Source organism: Enterobacter sp. DTU_2021_1002640_1_SI_PRY_ASU_LCPMC_013 (genome assembly GCF_032389435.1).
In the GTDB taxonomy this organism is placed as follows: domain Bacteria; phylum Pseudomonadota; class Gammaproteobacteria; order Enterobacterales; family Enterobacteriaceae; genus Enterobacter; species Enterobacter hormaechei_C.
Window position 1 is genome coordinate 2,056,037 of record NZ_CP135594.1, and the last position, 13,336, is coordinate 2,069,372.

At 53.2% G+C, this 13,336-nt stretch carries 14 protein-coding genes; 9 read left to right on the forward strand and 5 right to left on the reverse strand.

Going from position 1 to position 13,336, the window contains the following annotated elements; translation table 11 throughout:
- Window positions 1–184 precede the first annotated feature (184 nt).
- Entirely contained in the window at window positions 185–895 is a 711-nt protein-coding gene (locus RS584_RS09845) for a YnfC family lipoprotein (protein ID WP_315749547.1), read from the forward strand.
- A 17-nt stretch (window positions 896–912) separates the two neighbouring features.
- On the opposite strand, the gene speG is transcribed toward RS584_RS09845, so the two are convergent.
- A complete protein-coding gene (speG, locus tag RS584_RS09850) occupies window positions 913–1,473 on the reverse strand; it encodes a spermidine N1-acetyltransferase (protein ID WP_003857416.1) in 561 nt (186 codons plus the stop codon).
- Complete coding sequence (locus RS584_RS09855) at window positions 1,473–1,811, reverse strand: DUF1283 family protein (RefSeq protein WP_006808856.1); 339 nt, start codon at window positions 1,809–1,811, stop codon at window positions 1,473–1,475. The genes speG and RS584_RS09855 overlap by 1 nt, the downstream gene beginning before the upstream one ends.
- 150 nt (window positions 1,812–1,961) lie before the next feature.
- On the opposite strand from RS584_RS09855, the gene RS584_RS09860 reads away from it, so the two are divergent.
- The 7 genes from RS584_RS09860 (at window position 1,962) to RS584_RS09890 (ending at window position 10,763) form a co-directional block, all read left to right on the forward strand.
- Window positions 1,962–2,288 (forward strand): YnfA family protein, encoded by a 327-nt coding sequence (locus RS584_RS09860; protein ID WP_003857412.1) that lies wholly within the window; start codon window positions 1,962–1,964, stop codon window positions 2,286–2,288.
- Window positions 2,289–2,399: 111 nt separating this feature from the next.
- Window positions 2,400–3,614: a D-mannonate dehydratase ManD gene (manD, locus tag RS584_RS09865; protein WP_017384541.1), complete on the forward strand. Its 1,215-nt coding sequence runs from the start codon at window positions 2,400–2,402 to the stop codon at window positions 3,612–3,614.
- 14 nt (window positions 3,615–3,628) lie between these two features.
- Window positions 3,629–4,648, forward strand: a complete 1,020-nt coding sequence (locus tag RS584_RS09870) for a Zn-dependent oxidoreductase (RefSeq protein WP_023296536.1) — start codon at window positions 3,629–3,631, stop codon at window positions 4,646–4,648.
- 73 nt (window positions 4,649–4,721) lie between these two features.
- Window positions 4,722–6,107 (forward strand): MFS transporter, encoded by a 1,386-nt coding sequence (locus tag RS584_RS09875; RefSeq protein ID WP_017694076.1) that lies wholly within the window; start codon window positions 4,722–4,724, stop codon window positions 6,105–6,107.
- A complete protein-coding gene (gene uxaC / locus RS584_RS09880) occupies window positions 6,104–7,510 on the forward strand; it encodes a glucuronate isomerase (RefSeq protein WP_315749549.1) in 1,407 nt (468 codons plus the stop codon). Before RS584_RS09875 ends, uxaC begins: the two co-directional genes overlap by 4 nt.
- Before the next feature lie 27 nt (window positions 7,511–7,537).
- Window positions 7,538–9,076 (forward strand): MFS transporter, encoded by a 1,539-nt coding sequence (locus tag RS584_RS09885; protein ID WP_015570613.1) that lies wholly within the window; start codon window positions 7,538–7,540, stop codon window positions 9,074–9,076.
- 223 nt (window positions 9,077–9,299) lie between these two features.
- The gene (locus RS584_RS09890) at window positions 9,300–10,763 is read left to right on the forward strand and encodes a mannitol dehydrogenase family protein (RefSeq protein WP_315749552.1); all 1,464 of its coding nucleotides are present in this window, start codon (window positions 9,300–9,302) and stop codon (window positions 10,761–10,763) included.
- A 44-nt stretch (window positions 10,764–10,807) separates the two neighbouring features.
- Here RS584_RS09890 and ydfZ read toward each other — a convergent pair whose 3' ends face one another.
- Window positions 10,808–11,011: a putative selenium delivery protein YdfZ gene (ydfZ, locus tag RS584_RS09895; RefSeq protein ID WP_003857405.1), complete on the reverse strand. Its 204-nt coding sequence runs from the start codon at window positions 11,009–11,011 to the stop codon at window positions 10,808–10,810.
- A 287-nt stretch (window positions 11,012–11,298) separates the two neighbouring features.
- Here ydfZ and RS584_RS09900 point away from each other — a divergent pair, with 287 nt between their 5' ends.
- Window positions 11,299–11,730: a universal stress protein gene (locus RS584_RS09900; protein WP_032104056.1), complete on the forward strand. Its 432-nt coding sequence runs from the start codon at window positions 11,299–11,301 to the stop codon at window positions 11,728–11,730.
- Window positions 11,731–11,765: 35 nt separating this feature from the next.
- Here the strand turns inward: RS584_RS09900 and RS584_RS09905 are convergent, their stop codons facing one another.
- Together RS584_RS09905 and ydfG are read right to left on the reverse strand one after the other, a co-directional pair.
- Window positions 11,766–12,452: a GntR family transcriptional regulator gene (locus RS584_RS09905; RefSeq protein ID WP_003857403.1), complete on the reverse strand. Its 687-nt coding sequence runs from the start codon at window positions 12,450–12,452 to the stop codon at window positions 11,766–11,768.
- Window positions 12,453–12,542: 90 nt separating this feature from the next.
- Window positions 12,543–13,289: a bifunctional NADP-dependent 3-hydroxy acid dehydrogenase/3-hydroxypropionate dehydrogenase YdfG gene (gene ydfG / locus RS584_RS09910; RefSeq protein WP_315749555.1), complete on the reverse strand. Its 747-nt coding sequence runs from the start codon at window positions 13,287–13,289 to the stop codon at window positions 12,543–12,545.
- Between the last annotated feature and the right edge of the window lie 47 nt (window positions 13,290–13,336).

Here is a 13,336-nt window from a genome sequence, read left to right on the forward strand (position 1 = left end):
CCCGAAAATTTAAAAATCTAATTTTATAATAGTGTGGAATCTTCCGCGCCCAAAGTAGCCACTTTGGCAGGTCTCGTCAATGCAAACGACGGATTTATACAGCGCAAAGAGTCAAATGAAGTGCTGTTATGTAAGTTGCTGTATTTGCTAATATGATTGTATCTCTCTTTGAACGGTAAATGATGTGAACAAATACGCAGCGATAACGCTACTGGCAACGGTACTGGTGGGATGCGACAACAACACCGCGCCGCTGTCATTTACGCCGGAGATGGCGAGTTTTTCGAACGAGTTTGACTTTGATCCTCTGCGCGGGCCGGTGAAGGATTTTACCCAGACGCTGTTCAACGATAAGGGTGAAGTCTCTAAACGTGTGACCGGCACGATGTCAACGGAAGGGTGTTTCGATACGCTTGAACTGCACGATCTCGACGCTAATACGGGCGTTGCGCTGGTGCTGGATGCTAACTACTACGTCGATGCGGAAACCCAGCAGCAGAAGGTAAAGTTGCAGGGAAAATGTCAGTTGGCGGAACTGCCGTCTGCCGGCCTGACGTGGGACACCGACGATAACGGGTTTGTGGTTGCCGCGCACAGCAAAGAGATGGAAGTGAAGTACCAGTATGACGCCGACGGCTACCCGCTGGGTAAAACTACGGTTTCCGGCGACCAGCGTTTATCCGTCAAGTCGGTGCCGTCGAAAGATCTGCGCAAGCGCATGGATTATACGGCGGTAAGCCTGTTGAACGATAAACCGATGGGCAATGTAAAGCAGAGCTGTGATTACGATCGCCACAATAACCCGGTGAGCTGTGAGCTGGTGATCACCGATGACAGCGTCAAACCTGCCGTTGAGCACAACTACACCATCAAAAACAGCATTGAATATTATTGAGAATAAAACCGCGCAGGTTACTGCGCGGTGGGTTTAAGCAGGCTGGCGGAGGAGGACTTATGCCCGGCCAGATGCTGATGCTGGAAAATGCACATGCGGATGGTGTTACGGTATTCGCCGTTAATAAAGAACTCATGGATCAGTTCACCTTCCACCATAAAGCCCAGCTTACGGTAGATATGAATCGCTTTTTCGTTCTCTTTGTCGACGATAAGGTAAAGCTTGTAGAGATTCAGGACGTTAAACCCGTAATCCATCGCCAGCTTTGCCGCCCGCGACGCAAGACCTTTCCCCTGGTGCTCCGGTGAAATAATGATCTGAAATTCCGCCCGACGGTGAACGTGGTTGATCTCAACCAGTTCAACCAGCCCGGCTTTCTCACCTTCGCACTCCACCACAAACCGGCGTTCACTCTGATCGTGGATATGCTTGTCGTAAAGATCGGACAGCTCGACAAACGCCTCATAAGGCTCTTCAAACCAGTAGCGCATCACGCTGGCATTGTTGTCGAGCTGGTGAACAAAGCGTAAATCTTCGCGCTCCAGCGGACGGAGCTTAACGTCACACGGCGTCGACATTACGGTGCTACCGTGCGGCCAGTGCGACGATCCAGACAGCGCAGGGTGTTAGGCTCCCAGTAAGCGTTGACGTTGGCACTTTGCTGGCATTTGTCGCGGGCATCAAACGCGACGTCTTCTTTATCCCACTCTTTTTCCACGCGCTTATTCACTTTCTGACGCAGGCTGCGGGTGTCATTCCATTGTTCTTTGTCCATGGCGGCGTTCTGACGGCTTTGCGCGCTGTCACCAGACTCAATGATGAGTTTGCTGGTTTCGGCTGATGCCGTTGCGGCGAAGGCGAACGATGACAGCGCCAGTACGGCTGTCAGACAAAGGCGTTTGCTTAATGTAGTCATAGCGTTTCCTTTAAACGGGTGCAGACAATCGGATTACCCCGTTGGATTCTACACCAATCCGAAAGGGTGTCATACCCGCGCGGCAGGTATGGGAACGATGTGAACATTATCGCGTATGATGTATAAATCAATCCTCACGAAACGAGAAAAATGTTCAAAACGACGCTGCTTTTTTTCGCGACCGCGCTGTGCGAAATCATCGGATGCTTTTTGCCGTGGCTCTGGCTAAAGCGGGGCGCTTCCGCGCTGCTGCTGATCCCGGCGGGTGTGTCCCTGGCCCTTTTTGTCTGGCTGCTCACCCTGCATCCGGCCGCCAGCGGGAGGGTATATGCGGCCTACGGCGGAGTGTACGTCTGTACCGCGCTGCTGTGGCTGCGCGTTGTCGATGGCGTCAGGCTAAGCCTGTATGACTGGGCAGGCGCGCTGATTGCCCTGTGCGGCATGTTGATCATCGTGGCCGGTTGGGGACGCGCATAAGCGTCCTTATAGTGTGATCGCCCGCTGATTTTACGATCATTATACTTGTATGGTAGTAGTGTAGTTGCGTAAATTTCCTGCATCACAACGAGCGATGTAAGGAAATGGATTATGAAGATTGTCGGGGCTGAAGTATTTGTCACCTGCCCGGGGCGTAACTTTGTCACCCTTAAAATCACCACCGATGAGGGCATTGTCGGCCTGGGTGATGCCACGCTGAACGGACGTGAACTTTCCGTTGCCTCCTACCTGAAAGATCACCTGTGCCCTCAGCTGATTGGCCGCGATGCGCACCGCATCGAAGATATCTGGCAGTTCTTCTATAAAGGCGCTTACTGGCGTCGTGGTCCGGTCACCATGTCAGCGATTTCTGCCGTGGATATGGCGCTGTGGGACATTAAGGCGAAAGCCGCGAACATGCCGCTCTATCAGCTTCTGGGCGGAGCCTCCCGGGAAGGGGTGATGGTTTATTGTCACACCACCGGGCACACCATTGACGACGTGCTGGAAGATTATGCCCGTCATAAAGAGATGGGCTTCAAGGCAATTCGCGTGCAGTGCGGCGTGCCGGGAATGAAAACCACCTACGGCATGGCAAAAGGAAAAGGGCTGGCGTATGAGCCAGCGACCAAGGGCGCCTGGCCGGAAGAGCAGCTGTGGTCCACTGAAAAATACCTCGACTTCACGCCGAAACTGTTCGACGCAGTGCGCAGTCAGTTCGGCTTCAATGAACATCTCCTTCACGACATGCACCACCGTCTGACGCCCATCGAAGCGGCGCGATTCGGCAAAAGCATTGAAGAGTACCGTCTGTTCTGGATGGAAGATCCGACTCCCGCTGAAAACCAGGAGTGTTTCCGCCTGATCCGCCAGCACACCGTCACGCCAATTGCGGTGGGGGAAGTGTTCAACAGCATCTGGGACTGCAAGCAGCTGATTGAAGAGCAGCTCATTGACTATATCCGCGCCACCATAACCCATGCGGGCGGCATCACCGGGATGCGTCGCATTGCGGACTTTGCCTCACTTTATCAGGTGCGTACCGGCTCACACGGCCCGTCGGATCTGTCGCCGATTTGCCACGCCGCGGCGCTGCATTTTGACCTGTGGGTACCGAACTTTGGCGTGCAAGAGTATATGGGGTATTCGGAGCAGATGCTGGAAGTGTTCCCGCACAGCTGGCGCTTCGATAACGGCTATATGCACCCGGGCGACAAGCCAGGGCTGGGCATTGAGTTTGATGAGAAGCTGGCGGCGAAATACCCGTACGATCCGGCTTATCTGCCGGTGGCTCGTCTGGAAGACGGCACCCTCTGGAACTGGTAAACGAGGAGCGAATGATGAAAAGCGTAGTGATCCAACAGCCGGATGTGCTGGTGATTGAAGAGCGTCCTCTCCCGTTGCCGGGCGCAGGCGACGTCCGCGTCAAAATTAAGCTCGCCGGTATTTGCGGTTCAGACAGCCATATCTATCGCGGGCATAACCCGTTTGCAAAATACCCGCGGGTAATCGGTCACGAGTTCTTTGGCGAAATAGACGCGGTTGGCGAAGGCGTGGAGGGCACCCGACTGGGCCAGCGCGTTTCGGTTGATCCGGTGATCAGCTGCGGGCACTGCTACCCGTGTTCCGTTGGAAAACCGAACGTTTGTACTTCGCTGGTGGTGCTGGGCGTCCACCGTGACGGCGGCTTCAGCGAATACGCCGTGGTGCCGGCGAAAAATGCCTGGCGCATTCCGGATGCGATCCCTGACCACCACGCGGTGATGGTTGAGCCATTCACCATTGCCGCCAACGTAACGGGGCAGGCGAAACCCACCGAACAGGACGTAGCGCTGATTTACGGCGCAGGCCCGATGGGGCTGGTCACCGTGCAGGCGCTGAAGGGCGTTTACAAGGTGAAGCAGGTCATCGTGGTGGATCGCATTGATGAGCGGCTGGAGATGGCGCAACGCAGCGGCGCAGACTGGGTCTTCAACAACGGCGAGCATTCTTTACAGGCCGCGCTGGATGAAAAAGGCATCAAGCCGACGTTAATCATCGATGCTGCCTGTCATCCGTCCATTTTACAGGAAGCGATTACGCTGGCGTCTCCGGCGGCGCGCATCGTGCTGATGGGCTTCTCCAGTGACCCGAGCCAGATCGTGCAGCAGGGGATCACCGGCAAAGAGCTGTCGATCTTCTCTTCACGCCTGAATGCCAACAAATTCCCGGTGGTCATTGACTGGCTGGAAAAAGGGCTGATCGACCCTGAAAAACTGGTCACCCATACTTTTGACTATCACCACGTTACAGACGCCATCGAACTGTTTGAAAAAGACCAGCGGCAGTGCTGCAAAGTCTTGCTCACGTTCGACCAATAATAATTCACGCGGTTAAGAGCCTGCGAAGACAGGCTCTCAGTGGTACGCATCTTACCTTGCAGAGATAGCCATTATGACTCAAGCACAACCTCAAAGAAGTACGTCAGATCTGGTGAAAGCCGCCGTATCTGGCTGGCTGGGCACCGCCCTGGAGTTTATGGATTTCCAGCTCTACTCCCTTGGCGCCGCGCTGGTGTTTCATGAAATTTTCTTCCCTGAGCAATCGGCGGCCATGGCGCTGATCCTGGCGATGGGCACCTACGGCGCAGGCTACATCGCGCGTATCGTCGGGGCATTTATCTTCGGCAGAATGGGCGACAGAATTGGCCGTAAAAAAGTGCTGTTTATCACCATCACCATGATGGGGATCTGCACCACCTTAATCGGCGTCCTGCCAACCTACGCGCAGATCGGGATTTTCGCACCGGTGCTGCTGGTGACGCTGCGTATTATTCAGGGGCTGGGCGCGGGGGCTGAAATCTCCGGCGCAGGCACCATGCTGGCCGAATACGCCCCGAAGGGTAAACGCGGCATCATCTCCTCGCTGGTGGCCATGGGCACCAACTGTGGAACGCTGAGCGCCACGGCGATCTGGGCCGTGATGTTCTTTGCCCTCGATCGTGAAGAACTTATTGCCTGGGGCTGGCGCGTGCCGTTCCTCGCCAGCGTGGTGGTGATGATCTTCGCCATCTGGCTGCGTATGAACCTTAAAGAGAGCCCGGTGTTTGAGAAGGTAAACGATGCCGAAGCCGTTGCGCCGGTTGCTGCGCAGGATACCTCGGTCGGCGCGATGTTTAAGAGCAAATCGTTCTGGCTGGCGACGGGGCTGCGCTTTGGTCAGGCCGGTAACTCTGGGCTTATCCAGACCTTCCTTGCCGGGTACTTGGTACAGACGCTGTTATTTGATAAGGCGATCCCAACCGATGCGCTGATGATCAGTTCGATTCTTGGCTTCGTCTCCATCCCGCTGCTGGGCTGGCTGTCCGATAAAGTGGGGCGCCGTCTGCCATATATCATCCTTAACATTTCAGCCATTATTCTGGCTTACCCGATGCTGTCGATTATCGTCGATAAGAGTTACGCGCCGGGCGTGATTATGCTCTCTATCATCGTTATTCATAACTTTGCGGTGCTCGGGCTGTTTGCGCTGGAAAACATCACCATGGCGGAGATGTTTGGATCGCGGAACCGCTTTACCCGCATGGCGATCTCCAAAGAGGCGGGCGGTCTGGTGGCGGTAGGCTTTGGTCCGGTGCTGGCGGGGATCTTCTGCAATATGACCGGGTCCTGGTGGCCGATTGTGGCGATGCTGGTGGCGTACTCGCTGATTGGGCTGGTCTCCGCTTTGCTGATGCCAGAAGTGCGCGACCGCGATTTGAGCCTGGTGGAAGATGCAGCTGAACCCCTGCGCCAGAGCGATACCGCAGCGAAGCAGCGGAAATATGGAGCCCTGTCATGAGTTTTATTAACGATAACTTTATGATTGGCAATGCGAGAGGTGTTGAACTTTATCGTAACGTCGCGAAAGCGCTGCCAATTATTGATTATCACTGTCACCTGGACGCGAAAGATATCTTCGAGAATAAAAATCTCGATAATATTACCGAACTCTGGCTGGCTGGCGATCATTATAAATGGCGGGCCATGCGCGCCAACGGTATTGACGAAAAATACATTACGGGCGATGCCCCGGCGGAGGATAAATTTGCGGCATGGGCTGAAACGGTCGAAGCGAGCTATGGAAATCCTCTCTATCACTGGACTCATTTAGAACTTCACCACTATTTTAACTGTGACGAACCGCTGGGCAGGCATAACTGGCGTGAAATAATGGAGCGCTGTAATCTGCTATTGCAGCAGCCTGATTTTACGCCGAGGGAACTCATTAAACGCTCCAGGGTAGAAGTTATTTGTACGACAGATGCTCCGCTTGATGATTTACGCTACCATCAATTATTGCGTGATGACGCGACGTTCAACGTTAAGGTATTACCGACCTTTCGTCCGGACGATGTTTTTGCGCAAAACGCGGAACAGTTTGCCGACTTTATCGATCGATTAGGTGAGACGACAGGATCTAAAATCCAGTCATTCAGCGATTTTGTCAAGGGAATGAGCCAGCGTATTGCCTGGTTCCACGAAATGGGGTGCCGAATTTCCGATCACGGACCCGTGGAGATCCATTTTCAGTCAGCAGATGAAAGACAGGTGGAATCCGTGTTTGCCCGAAAGCGCCGGGGTGAAAATCTGGACGCCCGTAATAATGCGATTCTTGACAGTGCCATTTTTATTATGCTGGCGCATAATTACAGGCAGCATAACTGGGCAATGCAGATACACTTCGGTGCGATTCGCAATAATAATTCCCGCATGTACCGTTCTTTGGGTAGTAATACTGGTTTTGACTCGCTGACCGATCAGTCGAATCTTGCGGCCAATCTCAACCAACTCCTGGATGCAATGGCGCAGGCTGAAGCTTTGCCCAAAACCATTCTATATAACCTCAACGCCAGCTATAACGATATTGTCGCGACGACTATCGCTAATTTTCAGACTGCGGAATTGGGCGTTAAATCGCCGATACAGTTTGGCTCCGGATGGTGGTTTAACGACACTCAACGCGGAATGGAAAACCAGCTACATAGCCTTGCGGATCAGGGGCTATTAATGAATTTTGTCGGTATGTTAACCGATTCCCGTAGTCTGGTTTCGTATACTCGCCACGATTATTTCCGTCGTATTTTGTGCAATATCATTGGTGGCTGGGTGGAGCGTGGTGAAGTTCCGGATAATAACGCCATCCTAACGAAGATGGTTAAAAATATTTGCCATGATAATGCTGAAAACTATTTCAGATTCTAAATTCTACTCACTGAGTGGGGATGGAACATGTCTCGTACTGCAAAAAAAATTACTATTCCGGTTAGTATCGGCTACGGACTAACGGATATTATGGGCGGCGGTGCCTTTACCGTTATCGGCGCCTGGTTATTATTCTTCTATACGACATTTGTTGGGTTGTCACCGGTTGAAGCGGCGTCTATTGTTGCTATAGCGCGCATTGTCGATGCTATCGTTAGTTTGTTTATGGGAAGTTTCACTGATCATTTTTACAAAAACTATTTTGGTAAAAAATTTGGTCGCCGACGTTTCTTTTTGCTGATCGGTGCACCGTTGATGCTGGTCTATGCATTGCTGTGGCTTGATGGTATGACATACGGCTTTTATCTCGCCGTCTATCTTGCATTTGAAATTATTGCTGCAATGGTACTGATCCCCTGGGAAACGTTACCGTCAGAAATGACAAAAGACTTTAACCAGCGGACCAAACTCTCTACCTGTCGCATGTTTCTTTCAGCGTCCGGGACGTTTCTGGCGACATTTATTCCCGGATTACTGATCGGCTATTTCGGGGAAAACAGCGCCCATGCCTACCTCATAAACGGCGTTATTTTTGCTGTACTGTTTATGGTATGTGTATTCATCTCGTGGAAAGTGACCTGGGAACGCGAGTTGACGCCGGAAATGCTCTCCGGGCTAGAAAAAAACACACGCCCACAAACAGCAGGGGAGAAGCTGGCTGCCTTTGGACGACTTTTTAAGGAGTATGGTTCCACCCTGAAAATCCGGGCCTTCAGGAAACATCTCGCCATCTATCTGCTGTCGTTTACCGGCAAAGATGTCTACAACACGGTATTTGTATTTTTCTGCGTCTACTGTCTGAATGTCTCTTCCTCACTGGCAGGCACGCTGCTGTCGATGAGTATTGTGGGGCTGCCCGTCACGTTAATTGCGGGTATAGGGATCATCAGATATGGGCCATCAAAGCTATATGTATTTGCCTATTCACTGATGTTGCTCTGTTTGGGGGGCTTCTTTGCCGTGTACCAGATCCCTGCGCTGAATACCGTCGCGACGCTGGTCATTCTGGCCGGGGTGTATCAGGTGGGGCGCTGCGTCCTTGAGTTTACACCGTGGAACGTGTTCCCGTTCATTCCAGATATCGATGAAATGGTCAGCCGTCAGCGTCGTGAGGGACTGTTTGCCGCGGTAATGACATTCTCCCGAAAAACCACGGTCGCTATTGCCACCTTTATTGTGGGTCTCCTGTTACAAAGCGGCGGATTTGTAAAAGGGAGCCAGACGCAGCCAACCGAAGCCATCCACACCATCGCAATGCTGATGTTCATCGGCACTGCTGCCTTGCTTATCCTGGCCCTGTGGCAGGCTCTGACATTCAACCTTAACAAGCGTACGCACAAAATCTTTGTGGATGAGCTGGATCGCCTGAAAGCCAACGGCTCTCCCCAACGCGTATCCGCCGAAGCTCGCCGGGTCGTGGAAGATTTAACAGGCTATTCCTACGACAGGTTGTGGCGTGAGCCGACGGTCCGGTCCGGCGAGCAGACGGTGCGCACCCCTGTATGAGCTGGTTTATATCTTTTGCCAGATGTCACACAACTTGATTTTTATATCACACCACTTGGCCGAAAGTTAATGTAAATCAATGTTCATGGCAGCATAACCAGTATTGTGATCGGCAGGATAAAGTAATGACACTGCCATTCTAGTTGGTTTAGTCAACCGGCGCAGCCGCACTGTCACCAGAGCGGCTGCGGATCTCAGCGTTCATAATTAACGAGTCTCAATCATGGAAAACCGTTTATTACAGGCGAAGGCAACGCGTCCTCAGTACGATCGCGACAGCCTCAAGGCACGCATTGTTCATTTAGGGTTTGGCGCGTTTCACCGTGCGCACCAGGCGGTGTACACCGATATACTCGCCGCAGAACAGGGCAGCGACTGGGGTTACTGCGAAGTTAACCTGATTGGCGGCGAACAGCAGATCGCCGATCTGAAGGCACAGGATAACCTTTATACCGTAGCAGAGATGTCTGCCGATGCGTGGACGGCGCGCGTGGTCGGCGTCGTCAAAAATGCGCTGCATGCGCAGGTCGACGGCCTTGAAACCGTGCTGGCGGCGCTGTGCGAGCCGCAGGTCGCCATTGTTTCCCTGACCATCACCGAGAAAGGGTATTGCCACTCCCCGGCAACCGGACAACTGATGTTCGATCATCCGTTAATCGTTGCCGACCTGCAAAACCCCCATCAGCCGAAATCTGCGCCGGGCGTAGTGGTTGAAGCGCTGGCGCGGCGTAAGGCGGCGGGGCTGCCAGCATTCAGCGTGATGTCATGCGATAACATGCCGGAAAACGGCCACGTGATGCGCAATGTCACCTGCGCCTACGCGCGCGCTGTTGATGGCGAACTGGCCGACTGGATTGAAGCGAACGTCACCTTCCCGTCAACCATGGTGGACCGTATTGTGCCCGCCGTCACGGCTGAAACGCTGGATAAAATTGAACAGCTGACCGGCGTACGCGATCCGGCAGGTGTCGCCTGCGAGCCGTTCCGCCAGTGGGTGGTTGAAGATAATTTCGTCGCCGGACGTCCACAGTGGGAAAAGGCCGGTGCGGAACTGGTTTCTGATGTCATTCCGTTTGAAGAGATGAAGCTGCGTATGCTTAACGGCAGCCACTCGTTCCTGGCCTATCTCGGCTACCTGGCCGGTTATCAGCACATTAACGACTGCATGGAAGATGAACATTATCGCGCAGCCGCGCATGCGCTGATGCTGAAAGAGCAGGCGCCGACGCTGAAAGTGAAGGGGGTGGATTTAGCTCACTATGCCGACCAGCTGATCGCACGTTACAGCAATCCGGCCCTGCGTCACCGCACCTGGCAAATCGCCATGGACGGTAGCCAGAAATTGCCGCAGCGGATGCTCGATTCCGTGCGCTGGCACCTTGTCCACCAGAAACCCTTCCCGCTGCTGGCCCTCGGTGTTGCGGGCTGGATGCGTTATGTCGGCGGTGTGGATGAGCAGGGTAACGCGATTGAGGTGAGCGATCCGCAGCTGGCGGTGATTCAGGCGGCGGTAAACGGTAGCGCTGAAGGCGAAAGCCGCGTTAGCGCGCTGTTGGGCATTGAGGCTATTTTCGGTAACGAGCTGCCGAAGGACGCGGTGTTTGTGGCTGCGGTCATGCAGGCCTATCAAACGTTGCTGCAAAAAGGCGCGAAGGCCACGGTTGCTGAGTACGCCTCCCGGCTTTAACACGATGACATGCCGCCGTCCGCGGCGGCATGTCGGGGCGCAGCTTAGTGCATCCCCAGGCGAATCAGCTCAATCGGTTCGAACTTACCTTCGCATCCCTCGACTTCAACCGTTTTACCACGGCGCACCTGCTCGGCATTAAGGCCGTCGCTGTGGATCGCTTTAATCACGCCGAACTGGCCTGTGCCGCTAATCATGACGCGGCTGCCAGTGGTGATTGCATTTCGGTTACGGTCGTATGTCATCATGGTATTTTCTCCTCTCGTACTTATCCGTTACGGCGCTAATTCAACGGCTGCCGTTCACGGGGCACTATTAATACGCCTCTCTTTAACGAAATTATTTGCTTTTGATCAAGCTCACACTTTTTTCTTATTTCATGCAGGCGTTGACGGTTCAGGACACCACTTTACAAAGCGGACAGTTATTTTCCTTAACTGATAGTTTCCAGGAGCAAGTGTTTAGGTTTTGTTTATATGCACAATGTCATTCTGGAGGCAGAAAATAACCCTTCATCGGAAAAGGAGTCAGGCTTATGTATAAGAAAATTTTGATGCCTGTTGATGTGTTTGAAATGGATTTGAGCGATAAAGCGGTACGCCACGCGGTCAACCTCGCGAAGACGGAAGGCGCGACGATCACCCTGGTCAACATTCTTCCTAACAGCAGCCGTTCGTTACTGCGGGGGTTCAATGCCGATATTAAAAAGTTCGAAGAGTATATGACCGCCGAGTCTGATAAGAAGATGAAGGCGCTGAAACGGCTCTTTGATATGTCCCCGGACAATATTGACTGTGAAGTTCGCTTCGGCAACGTACGCGATGAAATCATCAAGCTCAGCAAAGAGGGGAAATATGATGTCATTGTTATCGGATCAAAAAATCCGAGCATTACAACCCATCTGCTGGGTTCGAATGCTGAAACTATTCTGCGCTACGCCACTATTCCGGTATTAGTGGTCCGCTAACTACTTCGCCGCAACCGAAAGGGGGCGGCGAAGTTTTATTCTTCGCTGAACCACTCGCGGTTTTCCTGGCGAATTAACTGAACTGACTCACTAATTTCCTGAAGGTGAAGCGTCATCGCTTTATCTACGGCTTCCACGTCGCGTTTTTCCAGCGCGCTGAAAATATCATGATGCTGGCGCAGCAACATCTCTGGCGGAGAAACATGGTCGAGGCTCATGTAGCGCACGCGGTCGATGGTAGCTTTGATGTTTTCGACGGTATCCCACGCGAGCTGGCACTCGGCGATCTGCGCCAGTTTCTGGTGAAACTCGTCGTCCAGCTGGAAAAAGTCGTTTAGCTGTTTGCGGTCGATGGCGATTCGTTGCTGATGCAGGTTTTGCTCCAGCAGGTAGCACTGGTTATCGTTGATGAGCGATGCGGCGCGACGCACCACGGCGCACTCGATGGCCTGGCGAACAAAACAGCCATTCCGTACCTGCGAAAGCGAAATTTTATTTACATAGCTGCCGCGCTGAGGGCGGATCTGAATAAGGCCGTTTTCTGCAAGCTTAATAAACGCCTCACGTACGGGCTGACGGGAAACGTCAAAACGTACCGAAACCTCTTTTTCTGAGAGTGGCGTTCCCGGTGGGATCAGGCAGCGAACAATATCACGGCGTAAGATGCGATATATTTGCTGATTAACGGGCTGGGTAGGATTAAGTTGCGATTCAGCGGCCATGGGTTGTGATTTCTCAGAGAGTTAACCTGAACATACTACCATTCTTTTCCCTGCCATCACATACCCGGCCCGCAGGCCGGGTGGGGTAAATTAACCGCGATGCACGCTGAGTCCGGCATAGGTCTGGCTGACGGGCATCATCTCAACCGTATTGATGTTGACATGCTTCGGCAGATTCGCGACCCACCAGACGGTTTCGGTGATATCTTCCGGCGTCAGCGCATTCGCGTTTTCATAGGTTTTATCCGCTTTGGCGTCGTCGCCTTTGAAACGCACGTTGGAGAATTCAGTTCCGCCTACCAGACCCGGTTCAACATCGGTCACGCGGATCGCGGTTCCGTGCAGGTCGGTGCGCAGGTTCAGGCTGAACTGGCGGACAAAGGCTTTGGTCGCGCCATAGACGTTGCCGCCCGCGTAAGGCCAGCTTCCGGCGGTGGAACCGATGTTAATGATATGGCCACGGTTACGTTCAACCATGCCCGGCAGCACGGCGCGGGTCATGTACACCAGCCCTTTGTTGTTGGTGTCGATCATGTTTTCCCAGTCTTCCACGCTGGCTTTGTGGGCAGGCTCCATGCCCAGTGCCAGGCCAGCGTTATTGACCAGCACGTCAATTTCACGCCATTCGGCAGGCAGGTTGGCAATCATCTCTTCAATGGCGGCGCGGTTGCGCACGTCCAGCTGTGCGGTCAGGACGCTGTCACCCAGCTCGTCTTTTAGCTCCTGTAAACGCTCCTGACGACGCCCTGTTGCAATCACTTTGTGTCCGTTGGCGACGAAGCGACGCGTGATGCTTTCACCAAAACCCGCTGTCGCCCCGGTAACTAAAATAATCATCTCACTGTTCCTCAACGCTTTTTGTGTTGTACTAACATAGCACGCTC